This is a genomic window from Luteimonas sp. 22616, from assembly GCF_052044325.1.
Taxonomy (GTDB): domain Bacteria; phylum Pseudomonadota; class Gammaproteobacteria; order Xanthomonadales; family Xanthomonadaceae; genus Luteimonas.
The window spans coordinates 1,457,121-1,476,394 of sequence record NZ_JBQEMW010000001.1 but is presented as its reverse complement, the minus strand read 5'-3'; the positions used below and the strand labels follow the sequence as shown (position 1 = coordinate 1,476,394).

At 68.3% G+C, this 19,274-nt stretch carries 8 protein-coding genes; 6 read left to right on the top strand and 2 right to left on the bottom strand.

Going from position 1 to position 19,274, the window contains the following annotated elements; all coding sequences use genetic code 11:
• Positions 1-2 precede the first annotated feature (2 nt).
• The 5 genes from ACTJIL_RS06790 (at position 3) to ACTJIL_RS06770 (ending at position 10,976) form a co-directional block, all read left to right on the top strand.
• A complete protein-coding gene (locus tag ACTJIL_RS06790; protein WP_440754785.1) occupies positions 3-4,658 on the top strand; it encodes an amino acid adenylation domain-containing protein in 4,656 nt (1,551 codons plus the stop codon).
• A gap of 131 nt (positions 4,659-4,789) precedes the next feature.
• Positions 4,790-7,591 (top strand): non-ribosomal peptide synthetase, encoded by a 2,802-nt coding sequence (locus ACTJIL_RS06785; RefSeq protein ID WP_440754784.1) that lies wholly within the window; start codon positions 4,790-4,792, stop codon positions 7,589-7,591.
• A 6-nt stretch (positions 7,592-7,597) separates the two neighbouring features.
• Complete coding sequence (locus ACTJIL_RS06780; RefSeq protein WP_440754783.1) at positions 7,598-8,461, top strand: hypothetical protein; 864 nt, start codon at positions 7,598-7,600, stop codon at positions 8,459-8,461.
• Positions 8,458-9,291: an alpha/beta hydrolase family protein gene (locus tag ACTJIL_RS06775; RefSeq protein ID WP_440754782.1), complete on the top strand. Its 834-nt coding sequence runs from the start codon at positions 8,458-8,460 to the stop codon at positions 9,289-9,291. Before ACTJIL_RS06780 ends, ACTJIL_RS06775 begins: the two co-directional genes overlap by 4 nt.
• Complete coding sequence (locus ACTJIL_RS06770) at positions 9,288-10,976, top strand: glucosamine inositolphosphorylceramide transferase family protein (protein WP_440754781.1); 1,689 nt, start codon at positions 9,288-9,290, stop codon at positions 10,974-10,976. Before ACTJIL_RS06775 ends, ACTJIL_RS06770 begins: the two co-directional genes overlap by 4 nt.
• A 73-nt stretch (positions 10,977-11,049) precedes the next feature.
• Here the strand turns inward: ACTJIL_RS06770 and ACTJIL_RS06765 are convergent, their stop codons facing one another.
• Positions 11,050-12,876, bottom strand: coding sequence for a hypothetical protein (locus tag ACTJIL_RS06765; RefSeq protein ID WP_440754780.1), 1,827 nt, complete (start codon positions 12,874-12,876; stop codon positions 11,050-11,052).
• Between the two features lie 583 nt (positions 12,877-13,459).
• Positions 13,460-14,749, bottom strand: a complete 1,290-nt coding sequence (locus ACTJIL_RS06760) for a hypothetical protein (RefSeq protein ID WP_440754779.1) — start codon at positions 14,747-14,749, stop codon at positions 13,460-13,462.
• A 517-nt stretch (positions 14,750-15,266) separates the two neighbouring features.
• Between ACTJIL_RS06760 and ACTJIL_RS06755 the strand changes: the two genes are divergently transcribed.
• Entirely contained in the window at positions 15,267-19,241 is a 3,975-nt protein-coding gene (locus tag ACTJIL_RS06755; RefSeq protein ID WP_440754778.1) for a non-ribosomal peptide synthetase, read from the top strand.
• The last annotated feature ends 33 nt before the right edge of the window (positions 19,242-19,274 follow it).

The window sequence follows — 19,274 nt, the reverse complement described above, 5'->3', positions numbered from 1 at the left end:
TGATGTCCGCAGTCAAGCCAATCCCCGCAGCGGGAACCGCAGTCGATTACGACCCGTTCGCCGAGGGCGCGCTCGCGCGCGTGGTGCCGACCACCGAGCCGCAGCGCGAGATCTGGCTGGCCGACCAGCTCGGCCGCGATGCTTCGCTGGCATTCAACGAATCGGTGACGATGCGGCTCAAGGGCCGGCTGGACACCGACGCGCTGCGCGACGCCCTGCAGGGCCTGCTCGATCGCCACGCCGCGCTGCGCGCCAACCTCGGCCCGGAGGGCGACACGCTGTGCATGCTCGACGGCGTGCAGCTGGAACTGCCGGTGTTCGACTACGCTGCGCTGGACGAGACGGCGCGCGATGCGGCCGTCGCCGAACGCCTGCGGCTGGCGGTGGAGACCCCGTTCGCGCTGCAGCACGACCGCCTGTTCCGCGCGGAACTGCTGCGCCTGGGCGGCGACGACCACCTGCTGGTCCTGACCGCGCACCACATCGTCTGCGATGGCTGGTCGTGGTGGGTGCTGACACGCGAACTCGCCGCCCTGTACGCGCAAAGGCTGGGCACCCCGGCGACGCTGCCGCCCGCGGACGACTTCGCCGACTACGCGCTGGCCGAGGCCACGCGCCACGCCGATGCGGGATTTGCGACCGACGAAGCCTATTGGTTGTCGCGTTTTTCCAGCGGCACGCCAGTGCTCGACCTGCCGCCGGACCGCGCGCGTCCGGCGCGCCGGAGCTTTGCGTCCGCGCGCGAGGACTACGTGCTCGACGCCGAGCTGGTCGCCGCGATCCGCAAGATGGGGGCGCGTCGCGGCGTGAGCCTGTTCGCGACGCTGCTGGCCAGCTTCGCCGCGCTGCTGTCGCGACTGTCCAGCCAGTCGCAGGTGGTGGTCGGCATTCCCGCGGCCGGGCAGTCGGTCGACGGCCACGATCATCTGGTCGGGCACTGCGTCAACACGCTGCCGCTGCTGTTCGACCTCGATCCCGCGCAACCGGTGGCCACGGCCATCGACGATGCGCAGTCGACCCTGCTCGACGCGCTCGACCACCAGCGTTATACGTTCGGGACCTTGCTGCGCAAGCTCAAGGTCGCGCGCGATCCGTCGCGGTTGCCGCTGATCAGCGTGATGTTCAACATCGACCAGGCGCTGGACCACGAGCACGCCGCGTTCCCGGGGCTGGAGATGGACTTCGCCAGCAACGCGCGCACGTTCGAGAACTTCGAGCTGTTCGTCAACGCGGTGCAGGTGCAGGGCCAGCTGCGGCTGGAATGCCAGTACAACCGCGACCTGTTCGACACCTCCACCATCCGCCACTGGCTGGGCCACTGGCGCACCATGCTCGAGGCAATGGTCGAGGACGATGGCCAGGCCCTCGGGGGCGTGCCGCTGCTGGCCGAGACCGAGCGCCGGCTGGTGCTGGAGAAATTCAACGACACCCAGGTCGACTATCCGCGCGACCGCTGCCTCCACGAGCTGATCGAGGAACAGGTGCGGCGCACGCCCGATGCGGTCGCGGTCGAGCACGAAGGCGCGAGCCTGCGCTTCGATGAACTCAACGCCGCCGCCAACCAGCTGGCGCACCACCTGCGCGGGCTGGGCGTGAAGCCGGACGACCGCGTCGCGGTGTGCGCCGAGCGCAGCCTGGAGATGGTGGTGGGCCTGCTGGCCGTGCTGAAGGCCGGCGCGGCCTACGTGCCGCTGGACCCGAAATACCCGGCCGACCGGCTCGCCTACATGCTCAAGGACAGCCGGCCGTCAGTGCTGCTGACCCAGCAGGCGCTGGCGGGCATGCTGGTCGCGATCGATCCGTTGGTGCCGCAGCTGGTGCTGGACGCACCGGAGCCGGACTGGGCGCGGCAACCTGAGGCCAACCCGGACATCGCTTCGGGCGGCATGGCGGCAACCCGTCTCGCCTACGTGATCTACACCTCCGGCTCGACCGGCATGCCCAAGGGTGCGATGAACGAGCATCGCGGCGTCGTCAACCGCCTGCTGTGGATGCGCGACGAATACGGCATCGGTGCCGGCGACATCGTCCTGCAGAAGACGCCTTTCAGCTTCGACGTCTCGGTGTGGGAATTCTTCCTGCCGCTGCTGTCCGGCGCGCGGCTGGTCATGGCGCGCGCGGAAGGGCACAAGGATCCCGCGTACCTGGCAGACATCGTGCAGGCGCGTGGCGTGACCACCCTGCATTTCGTGCCGTCAATGCTGCACGCCTTCCTCGAACACGCCGACATCGGCCGCGCCTGTGCCGGCGTGCGGCGGGTGATCTGCAGCGGCGAGGCATTGCCTGCGTCGCTGGTCGAGGCGTTTCGGCAGAAGCTGCCCGGCGTCGAGCTGCACAATCTTTACGGGCCGACTGAAGCGGCGGTGGACGTCACCGCGTGGGACTGCAGTGCCGGCGTTACAGGCGCCGCGGTGCCGATCGGACGCCCGGTCGCCAACACCCGCATCTACATCCTCGACGGATTCGGCCAGCCGGTGCCGGTGGGCGTGTCGGGCGAGATCTTCATCGGCGGCGTGCAGGTCGGACGCGGCTACCTGGGCCGCGATGAACTGACCACCGAACGTTTCCTGGCTGACCCGTTCGTGCGCGAAGCCGGTGCGCGCATGTACAAGACCGGCGACCTCGGGCGCTGGCACGCAGACGGCGCCATCGAGTACCTGGGTCGCAACGATTTCCAGGTCAAACTGCGCGGCTTCCGCATCGAACTGGGCGAGATCGAGAACAACCTCGTTGCCCACGAGTCGGTGGCGCAAGCCGTGGTCATCGCCCGCGAAGATCGCCCGGGTGACGTGCGACTGGTGGCCTACGTCGTCGCCAGGCCCGGCGCGCAGCTCGATCCGGCTGCGCTGTCCGCGCACCTGAAGACGATGCTGCCCGAGTACATGGTGCCGCAGCACTTCGTCGCCATGGGCGCGATCCCGCTGTCGCCCAACGGCAAGGTCGAGCGCAAGGCGCTGCCGGCGCCCGACCCGGGCCTCCATGCCGCCGGCGACATCGTGCTGCCGCGCAACGCGACCGAACGCGCGATCGCCGAGGCGATGTCGCAGGTGCTCGGTGTGCCGGACATCGGCGTGCACGACGACTTCTTCGCGCTTGGCGGCCATTCGCTGCTGGCCGCGCAGCTGACCACGCGCCTGAACCGCGACCTGGGCGCGGCACTGTCGCTGCGCTCGGTGTTCGACCGACCGACGGTGGCCAGGCTGGCGGAGGTGGTCGACGAAAGTGCGGGTCTTGCGACGCCGCGCACCCGGATCATGCGCCGCCAGGACCAGAGTCGCGCGCCGCTGTCGCTGGTGCAGGAGCGGCTGCGCATGCTGGAGGCATTCAACCCCGGCATGCTGTCGTACAACACGCCGTCCGGGCATCGGCTGCGCGGGCCGCTGGACGTGGCCCTGCTGGACCGCGCGTTCCGCGAAGTCGCCCAGCGCCAGACCGTGCTACGCACCACGATCGGGACCGAGAACGGCGAGTCCGTCCAGGTGGTGCACGACGCCATCGATCCCGGCTTGCTGGACGTGCAGGACCTGAGCGCGCTGCCGGCCGAAGAGCGCGAGGCGGAGGTTGCGCGCCGCATGCAGGCAATGGTGGAAACCCCGTTTGCAGACCTGTCGCAGGCGCCGCTGTTCCGTGCGCAGCTGTTCAAGCTGGCCGAGGACGAGCACGCGCTGTTCTTCATGCCGCACCACATCATCTGGGATGGTTGGTCGTTCGACCTGCTGTATTCGGACGTCGCCGAGATCTACGCCGCCCTGCTGGAAGGGCGTGCGCCGCAGTTGCCGGAACTGCCGGTGACCTACGGCGACTACGCGGCCTGGCACAACGAATGGGTCAAGGGTCCGGAGTACGCGAAGCAGCTGGCGTCCTGGCGCGAGCGCCTGGGCGCGCCGAACTCGCAGGGCGGCCGGCCGCAGGCGCTGCCCACCGACAAGCCGCGCAAGCGCGGCATGTCCGGCAGCAGCGCGTCGTGCAAGGTGGTCGTCCCCGGCGAACTCACCGCGGCGCTGCACGCCTGCAGCCGCGGCATGGACGTCACCCTCTTCGTGACCCTGCTCAGCGCCTACGCGATGCTGCTCGCGCACTCGTCCGGCCAGCGCGACATGGTGATCGGCACGCCGGTGCGCGGGCGCAACTCATCGGAAGTCGAAGGGCTGATGGGCTACTTCACCAACCTGCTGCCGCTGCGCATGGAGATCGACCCGGCGCAGCCGTTCGCTGAACTGGTGCGCAAGGTGCGCGACGTGGTGCTCGACAGCTTCTCCGCGCCTGACATCCGGCTCGAGGACCTGACCCGTGAGCTGAGCCTGCGCAGCGAGGGCGGCGGCGCGATGCTGTACCAGGCGCTGTTCTCGTTCCAGGACATCCGCCAGCGCGTGGTGCGCTGGGGCAACCTCGACCACAGCCGCATCGAGGTGTTCCAGCCCGGCGCGACCGAGGACCTGGGCCTGTGGTTCGTCGAAGACGGCGGCGGCATGACCGGCGGGCTGATCTACAACGCCGACATCCTGCTGGAAGGCACCGTGCTGGGCCTGCGCGAGTGCTACATGGCGCTGCTGCGCGCAATCGTGGCCGCACCCCGTAGCACCGTAGGCGCACTCGCACAGGTTGCCGCGGAGCGGGCGGGCAGCGGCGCCGATGCTGCGACGGTGGAATCGGCGTGATGGGAGCAGTCCCGGGTCTCGCCAGTGCCAAGCGGTTGGAGGATCTCCCGGCAAAGGGAATCGATGCGTGGAACGGGCATGCCGGCGCGGCAGCGGCGCCGTTGCTGGATCTGCCCTGCGATCGGCCGCGGTTGCGCGCGGGCGAATATGTCGGTGGCTGCGTGGAAGGCGCGCTGGATGCGTCGTTCGTCGCCGCACTCGGACGCCTGGGCGCCGACGCGGGCTGCGACCTGTCTGCCGTGCTGTTCGCCGGTTTCGCCGCATGGCTTCGGCGTCTTTCGCGACAGGAAGCCGTGTCGGTTGGCGTGGCCTGCAGCGTGCTGCGCCACGACGGGCAGCGGCAATCCGCGGTCTTGCCGATACGCCTCGACACCGCGCCCGGTGCCGGCTTTGCGATGGCCATGACCGACGCCGCGCGCGCACTGCGCGAGGCCGCGGCTGCGTGCGCGCGCTCCCGTGCTGCGGCCGGCATTCCGGTCGCCGGTGATGAAACCGGAGTGGCAGCGGAGGTTCGCGCCGTTTTCGATTTCGGGCAGCCCGCCGCGGCGAGGTCGGCGAGAGACATCGCCGACGCCATGCCGGAACTGCGGCTGCGCATCATTCCGCGCGACGACGATGCGCTGCGCCTGGCCTGCGATTACGATGCGCGGCTGTTCGATGCCGCCACGGTCCAGCACTGGCTTGAAGCCTTCGAGACCTTGCTGCGCAGTGCGGTCGAGGACGCCGGACAACCGTGGGATGCGCTCGACTGGCTGTCCGCGCGCGAACGGCAGGCACTGGCCGCGTTGCAATCGCCGCGCGTCGGTGATGGCGATGGCATGCTGGTCCACGCGTCCATCGCGGCCCGCGCGTCGGAGATGCCGGGGCGTGTCGCGGTTTCTTCCGGAGGCGATGCCCTGAACTACGAAACGCTGGAGCAGCGCGCGAATGCGATCGCGCACGCGCTGCGCGATCGCGGCGTCGGCCGCGGCGATTTCGTCGGCGTCTGCCTGGAGCGCGGCCCGATGCTGTACGCGGCGGTGCTCGGCATCCTCAAGGCGGGTGGGGCATTCGTGCCGCTGGATCCGGACTATCCGAGCACGCGCCTGGATTTCATGGTGGATGACGCCGGGCTGCGGCTGCTGGTGTGCAGCAAGGAGCTCTCCGGCTCGTTCGACCATCCGTCGATGCTGGTGATCGACACGGACATGGATGAGATGGCATGGAGACGCTGTGAGCCGCTGCCCGAAGGCCCGCGCGACGCAAGCCACGGTAGCCCTGCGTACGTGATCTACACCTCCGGGTCCACCGGCAAGCCCAAGGGTGTGGTGGTGCCGCACCGGGCGCTGTCGAACCTGCTGCGCAGCATGCAGCGCGTGCCGGGTTTCGGCGCCGACGACCGCATGGTCGCTGCAACCGTGTCGTCCTTCGACATGTCGATCCCGGAGCTGTTTCTGCCGCTGGTGGCGGGCGGACAGGTGGTGGTGGCGCCGCGCGACGCGCAGCGCGATGGCTACGAACTGCGCCGGCTGCTCGAAACCAGCGGTGCCACCTGCATGCAGGCCACGCCTTCCGGCTGGCGCGTGCTGCTGGCGACAGGCTGGCGGGGTGGTCCACGGTTCAAGGCCCTGGTGGGTGGCGAGGCGCTGCCACGCGACCTTGCCGTCGCCCTGGCTGGATGCTGCGACGAGGCCTGGAACATGTACGGGCCCACCGAAACCACCGTCTGGTCGACCTGCGCGCGCGTCGCGACACCGGTGGCCGCGATCAACATCGGCATGCCGATCGACAACACCAGCGTGTGGGTGCTTGATGCCCACGGGCAGCCGTGTCCGCTGGGCGTGCCCGGCGAACTGTGGATCGGCGGCGACGGCGTCGCCCTGGGCTACCACCGCCGCCCCGAACTCACCGCAGAACGTTTCGTGCCCGATCCCTTCGACGCGCGGGCGGGGGCGCGGTTGTATCGCACCGGCGACCTCGGGCGCTGGCGCTGCGACGGCACCCTCGAGCACTTCGGCCGCCTCGATTCGCAGGTCAAGGTGCGCGGTTACCGGATCGAACTGGGCGAGATCGAGGCGACGCTGTCCGCATGCGATGGCGTGTCCGCCTGCGTGGCCACCGTGCGCGAGGACCGGCCGGGCGACGTGCGCCTGGTGGCCTACGTCGTCGCCGCGCCCGGCCATGCGCCAGCACCGCAGGCGATGCGCCGCCACCTGCAGGCGCGGTTGCCCGCCTACATGGTGCCGCAGCACGTCGTGGTGATCGACGCGCTTCCGCTCTCGCCGAACGGCAAGGTCGACCGCGCCGCGCTGCCGGCGCCAGACCATGCGCCGGGTGCGAACGGGCGCATCGCGCCGCGCGACGCGCTGCAGGCCCGCATCGCGCAGGTCGTGGCGCGCGTGCTGGCGTTGCCGGGGCTTGCCATCGACGACGATTTCCTCGCCCTGCGCGGCGAGGCCCGGGGGGCCTGCCTTGCGGCAGAACTGGAACGCGAACTTGGCCGCCCGTTGCCGCTACGGACGTTGTTGCAGAAGAGCACCGTGGCCGCACTGGCTTCGTACTTCGCGGATGCTCAGGTGCACAACGCACCGCATGAAGATCACATCGACAGGGAGCCCTGCATGCAAAACCCCACCGCCGATGGCCAGCCAACGCTCGGCCCGCGCGAAACCTACCTGATCGGCGTCTGGTGCGAGGTCCTGGGCTTCGAGGTGGCGCCCGCGGACAACTTCTTCGACATCGGCGGCAACTCGATGCTCGCCGTGCAGATGTCCGAACGCGTCGCGCGCGAGACCGGCTATCGGATCAAGTTGATGCAGCTGGCGGCACAGAGCGTCGGCGAGATCGCCACCGATCTACCTGCGGTCGCCACGCACGATGCCGGCACTGCGTCCGGCTCGGGGCTGTTGCGCGGCATGAAGCGGCTGTTCGGTCGCCAGGCGACAACGGGATAAGCCGCGATGGCGGACGCCGGACACTGGCTGCCGCACTGGATCGGGGGCGACGGGCGACGCCTGTATGCGGCCCTGCATCCGGCGCGCACGCCTGCGCCTGGTTGCGGCATGCTGCTGGTGCCGCCGCTGCTGCACGAACAGTTGCGTAGCCGGCGCATGCTCACGCAGGTCGCGATTCGCCTCGCGGACGCCGGCATTCCGTGCCTGCGGTTCGATTTCTTCGGCTCGGGTGATTCCGACGGCCGGGGCGACCACATGGACCTGGCCTCGATGCGCGAAGACATCGGCGTTGCCGCGGCGGCGCTGCGCGCGTCGACCGGTGTCACCGGGGTCGCGGCGCTCGCGTTCCGCGGCGGCGCGCTGGCGCTGTCGTCGTGGCTGGCCTCGGGTGGGGAGGTCGAGCGGGTGGTGCTTTGGGAGCCCGTGGTCGACGGTGCGGGCTGGATAGGCGAGCTTGTGGATGCCGATGCCGCGGAACTGCGTTCCACCGCGCGTTACCCGCGGCGCGGCGGGCTGCCGATGGAGGGCAGCGACCGGCAGCTGATGGGTTTCGAGGTTTCCCGGCAACTACGGCGTGACCTGGCTGGCGTGCAGGCCCGCTCCGATGGCTGGCGCCATCGTCCCCCCGCCTGGGGCGTGTTGCGCCCCGGGGTGCAGCTGCCATCGCTCCAACTGCAGCGGGTGTTCGAACTTCCAGCCGATGCCGCCCGCATGGGCGACAGCACGCGCATGGACGGGGCGCTGTTCGTCTCGCCGGGGTTGCAACAGGTGGTCGACGCGCTCGCAACGGCGCTGGCGCAGCCATGCACACATCCAAGGTCGCAGGTGCGACCCGGCTGGCCCGAAGTGCAGGAGGCTTCTGCATCGTGAGCCAGCTGGTGACTTTCGGTCCCGGCCAGCACCTGGTCGGCATCCTCAGCGGCGATCCAGTCTCGACCTCGCCGGTCCTGGTACTGCCCAACGCCGGCCTGATCCCGCGCGCAGGCCCGTTTCGCCTGCACGTGGAGCTGGCCGAACGGCTCGCCGCGCATGGCATCCGCACCTTCCGCTTCGACACGCCGGGCGTGGGGGAAGCGCCGCGGCTGCCAGGATGCGACACGCAGGAGGCGACGTTGGCCGCGCTGGACCACCTTGCCGCGCACCATGGCGTCGATCGTTTCGTGGTCGGTGGCGTATGCAGCGCCGCCGACCTGGGCTGGGCGCTGGCGACACGCGATCGGCGCGTGGTCGGCATGCTGATGCTGGACGGCATCAGCTTCACCGGTTTCTGGTTCCACTTCGCCCGCATCGCCGGTGCATTGAGGCGCGGCCCGGGGGCATGGTTCGGGATCGCGCGCCGGCTGCTGGGCCGGACCGCGGCGAATGCCACGGCGGCGGCAGCGGGCGCCGGCAGAATGCCCTTCATCGCGGCCGAGCGCGGTTGGCCCGGGCGCGCCGAAGCCCGGCGACAGTTCACGGCGCTCGTGCGGCGCGGTGCCCGTTCGCTCTGGATCTACACGGGCGGCTACGCGGACCTGTTCCTGCATCCGCGTCAGTTCGTGGCCATGTTCGGGCGGGTGGCGCGCAGCCCTGTGGTGGAGATGCATTACTGGCCCGACTGCGACCATACGTTCTACGCGCGGCAACACCGCGACCGCCTGCTGGGCACGATCGAGCAATGGATGCTCACGCAGGAACGGGCGGGCTGGAGCGCGCGATGAAGGGCCGTTCCGCCACGGACACACCCGCGCCCCCGAGTGTCGCCGCGACCCCGCTGTACGCGGCGCCGCCCGCGGGGTTCTCTCCGCTGCGCGTCGTGCTCCTGCTGCCGCAGACGGCACCGGCATGGCTGTTCCGGTTCGTCGAGCTCGCGGCGTCGAGCCGATGGATCGAACCGATCGTGATCCCGGTGGCGGATGCGAAGTCACCCTCGGTCGCCAGCGTTGCAGTGGACGTGCAGGTCCACCTCGCCCTGGAACGCATCCGCAGGCGTCATCGCGAGGACGCCGGCACGCTCGACGAAACCAGGGTCGAGGATTTCGGCCCGATGCTGCCGTTGCCCATGCTTGAACCCGGCGCGCCGCTGGAGGAATTGCGGGCGCGCGTGCAGGCGCTGCGCCCGGACGTGATCCTGCTGCTCGGCCAGGAAGACTGGGCCGACGTGCTTGCCGATTGCGCGGAATCGGGATGCTGGATACTCGATGCCAGCCTCGTGGACGCCGTCCACGGTGGGCTTGACCTGCTCGCGCCGATGCTGGCGGGCGATGGCGCGACCGTGTTCGCGCTGGAACTGGTCTATCCAGGCGGCCAGGTGCAGAAACTGGAGGCCAGCCGCGGTTCGACCCAGCACCACTCGTTCGTCGAACAGCGCGAGCTGGCGATGCGCAAGCTGCCGGCACTGCTGATGCGCTCGCTGCGCGGGCTGGCGGCCGGCGAACTGGGCGCTCCGGTGCGCCAGGTCGCGCGCATGCGATTGACGCCACGACCGCGCGCATTCGCCTCGGGGCTGCGCGCATTCGTGATCGCCGGCATGCATTTCGTCCGTCGCCGCCTCGACCGGCTGCGTGGCCTGGGGCAGGGGGAGCCTTGGCGACTCGTGTTGCGCAAGGCCGCTGCGCCGTTGGACCCGGCGGCCCCGGTCATGGGCGCATACACCACGCTGCGCCCGCCGCACGGCTATGCCTGGGCCGACCCGTGCCTGGTGGAGGACGGCGGGCGACGATTGTTGTTCGTCGAGGAATTCCCGCAGGACATGGGCGGCAAGGGCATCATCATCTGCCTGCAGGTGCGGGATGACGGCACCGTGGAGCGACTGGGCGTCGTGCTCGACGAACCTTTCCACCTGTCGTACCCGCAGCCGTTCCGCTGGCAGGGCGAGTGGTACATGACGGTGGAATCCGGCGCGGCGCGGCGTGCCAGTCTGTATCGCGCCGAAGCATTCCCGCTGCGCTGGACGCGCGTGACCGACCTGATCCAGGGACGCGCCTGCGTCGATCCGACGCTGTACCGCCACAACGGGCGCTGGTACCTGTTCGCCAATGTGTCCGAGAGCGGCGGCAGCACCTGCGATGAACTGTTCCTGTTCGTGGCCGACAGCCTCACCAGCCCCTTCCTGCCGCATCCGGCCAACCCGATCGTCAGCGACGTGCGCCATGCGCGCCCGGCGGGGCGCCTGTTCAAGCATCGTGGCCGCCTGGTCCGGCCCGCGCAGAACTGCGGGCCCAGCTATGGCGCGGAAGTCGCATTCCGGGAGGTCACGGTGCTCAGTCCGACCCGCTACGAAGAGCGGCCGCTCGGCCGGCTCGCAGCTTGGGGGCTCGGCATGGATGGCTGCCACACCTACAGCGCGATCGATGGACTCGAGGTGCTCGATGTCCGCGATCGCAGCCGGTCGGAGCATGCATGAACGACGAAGCCGGCATGCGCCGGCTTCGTGTGGGTTCGATGATCGCTTCCGTGCGCCATTTCGTGCGCCCGGTTCAGGGCGTCGTGGCGATCCTTGCCCTGCACTTGTCGTCCGCGGGCTCACGCGGCGTGGAAGCCACGGCACGGTCCGAGGCATCGCAGGCGCCCGCCGCTGCTGCTGCGGGCGCCCTGGCGCGGGTTTCGCGGGTCGTCGGCGCAGTGGTCGTGGTCTCCATGTCTGCCTTCGGGGCGGCCAGCGTGACCGGAGTACTGGCCGGTTCCGGCTGGCGCAATGCGGTAGCGGCGGTGGCGCGGGCCGCATGCACTGCCCGAGCGGGCGTGGCGTCTGCGTCGGATCCGAAATCCAGCACGTTGGCCGCCGAGCGTAGCAGCGGCTTGGCGTGTCGCCACATGTAACTGGCGAACGCCGACATCGTCGAACGGGCCTGGTCGAGATGCGCGCATAGCACGCACCCGATCGAAACCGTTTCCGTGCTGCCGGAACTGGCGGGCAATGCGGCTGCGGGATTCGATGCTGCGACCGAGCTGCCACCCTTCTGCTCCGGCGGCAGGTTGCCGCCGGTGCTCGGCACGCGAGTCGGCGGCGGGGGCGTGGTACCGCCGCCAAGCGCATAGGCAGGCAGCTGGATCGTGTAAATGTCGATGTCCGCACCGGAGCTGTTGCCCCAGTTGGAGTTGAAGGACACCCGCGTGAAGTCGCGGTTGACCGTGCCGTGAGGTTCGGTCCAGTAGGCGTCGGCGCCTGTCTGGCCCTGCTCGCTTGCCGGTGCTACGCGGCGTGTGAACGCCAGCGGATAGATCTTCGGTGAAGCCTTGACCTCGATTGCCATGACCTTGTTGTCGAACCACGGCACCGAACCACGGTTGCTCTGGCTGTCGTAGGTGCTGAGCAGCAACCAGCCCGGCTTGTCGTATGCCTTGGCCGAGAAGTGCAGGGTGGCCCAGGCGCCGGTCGGGTACATCGAGAACAACACGGTGCGCGGGCAGCGCGATGCCGACGTCGCCGAAGCCGGAACGGTGGGGCAGGTGTCCAGGTTGACGAAGTAGACGTCGCCGCCGTCGCTCTGGTAGTCGGCCGAGGCGAAGAAGTCATTGCCGTTGGCCAGCAGGCCGAGGTCCGAGTGGACGCCGCCCATCGAGTCGATCAGGATTTTCCTGCTGAAGTCGGCGGACCATGCCCAGACGCCGTTGTCGGCGGACACGACGAACCAGCGGCCCGAGGCCGACACGCTGCCATTGTCAACGCTGCCGGAGGCCTGGCGGCTGCCCACGAGCTTGTTTTGCTGCAGGTCCCAGACGATGTAGCCGAGCATGTTCCAGCTGTTGTCGTAGACCAGGAAGCCCCAGTAGCGACCGTTGGCCGAGGGCGCGCCCTCCGAGCGCGTCCAGATGTGCGTCGCGGAGTTCGCCCACGTCGGCAGCTTGCCGACGAAATCGATCACGGTGCTGGACTGGTTGTTGCGCACGTCCAGCTTCAGCAGCTTCGTGCCGCCGGTGGTCGGCAGGTAGTAGAGCGTATTGGGGTCGGTGGGATGCCACTGCGGCTCGGCGTCGCCGCCCGGGGTCAGGACCCGCAACTGCTTGAGCGTGTTGGCGTCGTACAGGCGCCACGACCCGTCGTTCGAGTACGCCAGGAAGTAGGTGTTGTTGGCGTTGAAGGCCTGCCTGCGCGAGTAGTCGTTGCGAAGGTAGTAGCTGGAGGGCTCGGTCCGGTGGTCGGTGGCCCTGAACAGGCAGGTCTTGAAGTTGGGTTCCTGGATCCGGACGCCCTTTGCGGGCTTGGCCAGGGCAGGCGTTGCGGGATTGAGTTTGCCTTCGGTGAGCGTGAAGCCCGGAGAGTAGAAGCCGTCGCATGTGGCGGCTTGGCTGTCCCCGGGCATGAGTAACAGCGTGGGGGCCAATAACGATAAGAGGGATAAGAGGAAGAAGGGCAGGCCGCGCCTGCCTGAGGCAGATAAAATCATCCGGATAGGCTCCTGTTGGCCGCATCCAGCGACACTTGATTTTGTGAATGAGGGGGTTTGTCCGGTTCGGAGTGTATAGGCCGTTTTCTGGATTTCTGGGATGCGTGTTCAGAAAATGGGCACTTGTTGCCGGAAATGGTTACGACAGGTTAATAAAACTCGCGATTTAGGCGTGAAATATGACGCAATACGTTGACTTTTATTGGCATTGTTCTTGCTTTCCAGGCGACTGCCTTGCGCTTACGTCGCCTGGCCAGCTGCTCCCACTTCGCGGGCGCCGCTAAATCGTTTTTGCGGTCGGGCACGGACGACAAGGCCGGCATGCGCCGGCCTTGTCGTTGCATAATCCAAGGGACCTGCGTGACGCTTTTCTAGCCCGTGACGTTTGTCGCAGGATGGGGCTGTGAACGGGCGCGACTGACTTGCGCCGCGGCGGCAGTGCCCTTCTTCGCTGGAAGCGACCGGGGGATGCTGGGCACCGCCGTTTCCGCGCTCGCATTCATTTCAGAACATCGGGGGGCAGCTTGATCGTGTAGACATCGATGTCCACGCCGCGGCTGTTGCCCCAGTTGGAATTGAACGAGATCCGGGTGAACGCGCGATTCGTCGTGGCATGTGGCTCGGACCAATAATTGCCGGCGCCGGTGGTGTCACCGCTGGTGACCGGAACCCGACGGGTGTAGGCCAGCGGATAGATCTTCGGCGATGCCTTGAGCTGGACCGCGAAGACCTTGTCCTTGAACCAGGGGCTGGATCCGTCCCTGCTGCCGGCGTCGTAGCTGCTGACCAGCACCCAGCCCGGCTTCTTGTACGCCTTGCCCGAGAAATGGAACGTCGCCCAGCCGCCGGTGGGGTACATCGAGAACAGCACCGTGCGCGGGCATTCGGGGGCCGACGACGAAGACGCGCTCACGCTGGGGCACTTGTCGAGGTCGACGAAGAACACATCTCCATTGCTGCTTTCGTAGTCGACCGTGACGTAATAGTCGTTGCCGTTGGGCCCGATCGCGATGTCCGAGTGGGCGCCGATGCTGGCATCGATCTTCTTCTTCTTGCTGAAATCGGCCGACCACGCCCAGACGCCATTGGCGCCGGAGACAACGAACCAGCGCCCCGATGGGGAGATGCTGGCATTGTCCGCCGAAGCGGAGGTCTTGCGGCTGCCAACCAGTCTGTTCTGCTGCAGGTCCCAGACCATATGGCCGAGCATGTTCCAGCTCGCGTCGTAGACCAGGAAACCCCAGTAGCGTCCGTTGGCGGACGGCGAGCCTTCGGAGTTGGTGCGGATGTGGGCGGCAGTCCGGGCCCACGAAGGCAGCCGGCCCTTGAAGTCGGCGGCGACGCTGGCCGTATTGGTGCGCACGTCCACCTTCATCAGCTTGGTGCCGCCCATCGTGGGCAGGTAGTAGAGGATGTTGGCATTGGTCGGATGCCACTGCGGCTCCGCATCACCGGCCATGGTGGTGAGCCTGCGCACGTGCTTCAGCGTATTGGCGTTGTAGAGATGCCAGGAACCGTCATTGGAATAGGTGATGAAGTAACTGCTGCTGGTGTTGAATGCCTGCCTGCGCGAATAGTCGTTGCGCACGAAGGTATCGGACGGTTCGGTCCGGTGGTCGGTCGCCCTGACCAGGCAGGTGTTGAAGTTGGGCTCGCGGGTCGGAACGCCTTTCGCGGGCTTGGAACGGGAAACCATCTTGGGATTGAGCTTGCCTTGGGCGAGCTCGAATGCCGGAGAGTAGAAGTTGTCGCAGAGGGTGGCTGCATTGCTGGCTCCGGCGGCCAGCATGAGCGAGGGAGCAAGAGTTGCCAGGAGGAGCAAGGGCAGGCCGCGCCTGCGAGTACGGGTAATCATCTAGGGAACAAGACTCCTGCAGGCCGCATTCGGCGACGCTGCGATTGTGGAGAGGGCGGGGTTTTGCTGGACGGGGGATGTCCGATTGCAAGTGTATCCATCGTTTATGCGGCTTCTGGAATGCGGTTCCTAATTTGGGCGCGTGAGCGACAGGTGGTTATGGCGAGTTAATGTGAATTTCTGAATCGATCGTGAAATTCCCCTGTTAAGGAAGTGGTTTGAACGACCTTGTCGGGTGAATGCTGGAACTTCAACGCGATGGAACCGATGTGTCGAGCAGGTTGTATTGCCGGATTCGTGTGCTTGTTGCGTTTATGGGAATGGAGCTTGTGCAGTTACGTGGATGCGTGCAGGCCTTGCCTGATTCGTGTCGGATGGCGCAGGTCCGCTTGTGCCGGTTCGACAAAGGTCGGCGTCCCGGTCGTACGCCATGAGTTGCAGGAGTAGTGAATTGGGGGAGGCAACTGCGGAGTGGGCGACCGATGTCCAGTCCTGGCGCGGACACTACCCGCTGACAGATGCCCAGGCGGAAAAATGGCTGGGCAGTCGTTACAGCGAGACTGCCGGACTGGCATTCGGGGAAGGTTGCGAACTTGCTTTCGACGGATCGCTGGACGTCGATGCGATGTCGAGTGCGTTTCGTGCGGTCGTGGATCGACACGAGGCGCTGTCGATGCGCTTCGACGAAGGTGGCAGCTCCCAGGTCCACGAGCCGCCCAGCCGCATCGAATTGCGACAGCACGATTTCCGCAGTGCGCTCGATCCAGTGGACGCATACGCGACATTCGCCGCGCAGCGCGCGGCAATCCCTTTCGATCCGGCAAGGCCGCCGCTGGTCGAGGCGTGGCTGTGTCGGTTGTCCGCCGGGGAATGGCGCCTGCTCCTGCGCGCGCACCACCTCGTGTTCGACGGCTGGTCGCTGCGCATCGTGCTGCAAGACCTGGCCGCGCACTACAACGACGCCGTCGCGGGCACGGGCGCGATACCGCCCGTGGACTCGTGGATCGAGTACTTGGCCGCCGAGCGGGCGGTGCGCGATGGGGACGCGGGTCGACGCTCGCTGGCGTACTGGCTCGAACGCTATCGCGACCTGCCGGAGCCCCTGCGCCTGCCGACCGACTTCCCGCGCAAGCCGCAACTGGCATTCGCGGCCGAAACGCTCGAGCTGGAAATACCGGCGCACCTGTGGAACCGGCTGCGCGCGGCGGCACGGGAGCTGGGCGTGACCCGCTTCAGCCTGCTGCTGGCGGGCTACTTGCTACTCCTGCACCGCCTGTCCGGCCAGGATGACCTGGTCTGCGGCATTCCCGTCGCCGGCGCTGCGCGCGGGCGTGGCCGGCGCGTGGTCGGCGACACCGGCAGCACCTTGCCGCTGCGCATCCGGATCCTTGAGCAGGAATCGTTGCCCGATTTCGTCCAGCGCGTCCACGATGCGATGCGCGAAGCGATGGATCATCAGGACGTCTCGCTGGGCAGGATCGTCGATGCGTTGGCCCTGGTGCGCGAGCCCGGCCGCATGCTGCTGGTCGAATCGATCCTGAGCCTGAATCCCGGGATCGGGCGACTGGATTTCCACGGTGTCGGTTGCCGGCTGCGCGTGCTGCCGCACCTGGCGACGGCCTGGGAACTGGCGTGGCAGTGGCGGCCGCTGCCGGGCGGGATGCTGCTCGAACTGCAGTACCACACCGCGCTCTACCACCCGTCGACCGCGCGCGCCTGGTGCCAGGCCTATGTCGACCTGCTCGCGCAGATGGCGGCGGGGGAAGACGTTCCGGTGGCCGCGATCGGTTGCGGGGATGCCTCCGCGACCGCCGGATTTGCGCTGGTGAACGAACGCGCGCGCGACTGGACGGCGGAAACATCGCTGCCTGCGCTGCTGGATCGCGCCTTCGTCGACTTCGCAGACCGTTGCGCCGCGCAATGTGGCGATCGCGGGATCAGCTATGCCGCCCTGGACCAATCCAGCCGCGCGGTGGCTTCGGCGCTGGCCGCTCGCGGCGTCGCGCCGGGGCAACTGGTCGGCATCTGCATGGCTCGTTCGATCGACATGCTGGTGGCGGTGCTCGCCGTGCTGCGCAGCGGCGCAGCCTACGTGCCGCTGGATCCCGCGTTCCCCGCGCAGCGGCTCGCGTGGATGGCCACGCATGCGCGCTTGTCGCTGGTGATGGCGTCGGATCCGCAGTCGCTGCCCGATGGCGTCGCGGACGGGCGCGAAGTGCTGGCGTTCGACGCGCTGGCAGCCGGGGGCGTGGCCGGCATGCGACCGCTGCCGGCGATCGATCCGGGCAGCCTGGCCTACGTGCTGTACACGTCGGGCTCCACCGGCGACCCCAAGGGCGTGCGCATCCTGCATCGCAACCTGGCCAACTTCCTGCAGGCGATGCGCGAAGCGCCGGGCTTCGGGCGCGATGACGCCATCTGTGCGGCGACCACGCTTTCGTTCGACATCGCCGCGCTCGAACTGTACCTGCCGCTGTTGTGCGGCGGGCGCGTGGTGGTCGCCGACGACGACGAGCACCGCGACCCCGAGGCCCTGTCGCGGCTGATCGAGCGTCGCGGCTGCACGGTGCTGCAGACCACGCCCACCCTGTTGTCGCTGTTGCAGGAGGTGGGGCGCGCCGAGGTCCTGCGGCCGTTGAAGCTGCTGGTCGGCGGCGAAGCGTTGCCGCCGGCGCTGGCAACCTCACTGCTGCCTCGCTGCCGCGAGCTGTGGAACCTGTACGGGCCCACCGAAACCACGGTCTGGTCGAGCGCCGCGCGGCTTGGCGCGGATTCGCCGGCGGTCACGCTGGGCAAGCCGGTGGCCAATACGCGCCTCTACCTGCTCGATTCGGGGCAAAGGCCGGTGCTGCCAGGTGTGATCGGCGAGATCTGGATTAGTGGCGCGGGCGTGGCGGATGGTTACCTGCATGCTCCCGGGCTGAGCGCCGAGCGGTTCGTCGAAGACCCGTTCGCCGGCGACGGTTCGCGCATGTACCGCAGCGGCGACCTGGGGCGCATCCGCGACGGCCAGCTGTATTTCCACGGCCGCGTCGATGCGCAGATCAAGCTGCGCGGGTTCCGGATCGAACCCGGCGAGATCGAAGCGGTGGCTGCAGCAGAGGCGGGCGTGGTCGAATGCGCGGCAGTCGCGCGCACCGCGGCCAGCAGCGATCTCGAGCTTGTCCTTTATGCCGGCAGCGGCGATGAGCCGGCGGAGTTGGGCAGCCGCTTGCGCGCGAGGGTCGACGCGGCACTGCCGCCGTATATGCGGCCGCATCGGATCGTGGTGCTGCCGAGCTTGCCGAAGACGCCGAATGGCAAGATCGACCGACGTGCGCTGCCGGCGCCTGCAGCCGGGGTTCCGGCGGGAGCGGTCGCGATGGCCGGGCCGCGCGACGGACTCGAACGTGAACTGTGTGGCCTGTGGCAACGCCTTCTCGCGCGCGAACCAGTCGGCATCCACGAGAATTTCTTCGAACTGGGCGGCCACTCGATGCTTGCGGTACGCATGTTTGCCGAGCTGCGCCGTAGCCACGGCATCGACTTGCCGCTGTCTGTGCTGATCGCGCACCCGACGGTTGCGCAACTGGCCGAAGTGCTGCGCAAGGCAGTCGAACTCGATCCGGCTCCGGGCGGGGACGGCGTCCCCGATGCACATGCGCGTGATGGCGGGTCGTCGCTGGTGGTGCTGCGCTCAGGCGGCGGGGGGGCGCCGGTGTTCCTGGTGCATGCGGTCGGCGGCCACGTGCTGAACTACCTGCACATCGCGCGTGCGCTGCCGCCGGCCCAGCCGGTCTACGGCTTGCAATCGTGCGGCCTGAACGACGACGAGGCACCGTTGTCTTCGATCGCGGCGATGGCCGACCGGTACGCGCGGGAGATCCGCGCCGTCCATCCTGCCGGCCCCTACCTGCTGGCCGGGGGCTCGATGGGCGGGGTGGTGGCGCTTGAGGTCGCGCGGCGCCTGCTCGACGCCGGTGGGCGGATCGCGTTGCTCGGCCTGTTCGATACCCATTGCCCCGGCATCGGGCAAGCGGGCGGAGAGAGTCCGTGGCGCCCGCATCGCTGGCCGGCACTCTATCGCCGGCTCGACGCCAGCCAGCGCTCCTGGCTCTGGCGCCGCATCTGGTTCAGGCTCTGGCGGTTGCCGGCAATGCGTCTGCGGCAATGGTTCGGACAGGGACGGTCCGTGCCGCGGGAGTTGCGCATCCACCTGGTGGAACGGGCCAACCAGCTTGCGCTTGCGGCCTACCGCCCCCGGCCCTATCCGGGGCGGGTCGTGCTCTTCAAGGCCACGCAGGCAGGGGCGGACGAGGATCCCACCTTGGGCTGGGGCGGGTTCGCCGACTGCGTCGACGTCATCGATGTCGATGCGCGGCACGACAGTGTCGTCGAGCAACCGGAACTGGTTGAACGGTTCAGGGAATCGGTCGTCGCCAGCTGACGGCCGCTGGCCTGATTCCGTGCCGTGATCCGT

Coding starts and splice junctions, on each gene's coding strand:
- ACTJIL_RS06790 (WP_440754785.1), top strand. CDS start 3: ATGTCCGCAGTCAAGCCAATCCCCGCAGCGGGAACCGCAGTCGATTAC.
- ACTJIL_RS06780 (WP_440754783.1), top strand. CDS start 7,598: ATGGCGGACGCCGGACACTGGCTGCCGCACTGGATCGGGGGCGACGGG.
- ACTJIL_RS06770 (WP_440754781.1), top strand. CDS start 9,288: ATGAAGGGCCGTTCCGCCACGGACACACCCGCGCCCCCGAGTGTCGCC.
- ACTJIL_RS06765 (WP_440754780.1), bottom strand. CDS start 12,876: ATGCCCGGGGACAGCCAAGCCGCCACATGCGACGGCTTCTACTCTCCG.
- ACTJIL_RS06760 (WP_440754779.1), bottom strand. CDS start 14,749: ATGCTGGCCGCCGGAGCCAGCAATGCAGCCACCCTCTGCGACAACTTC.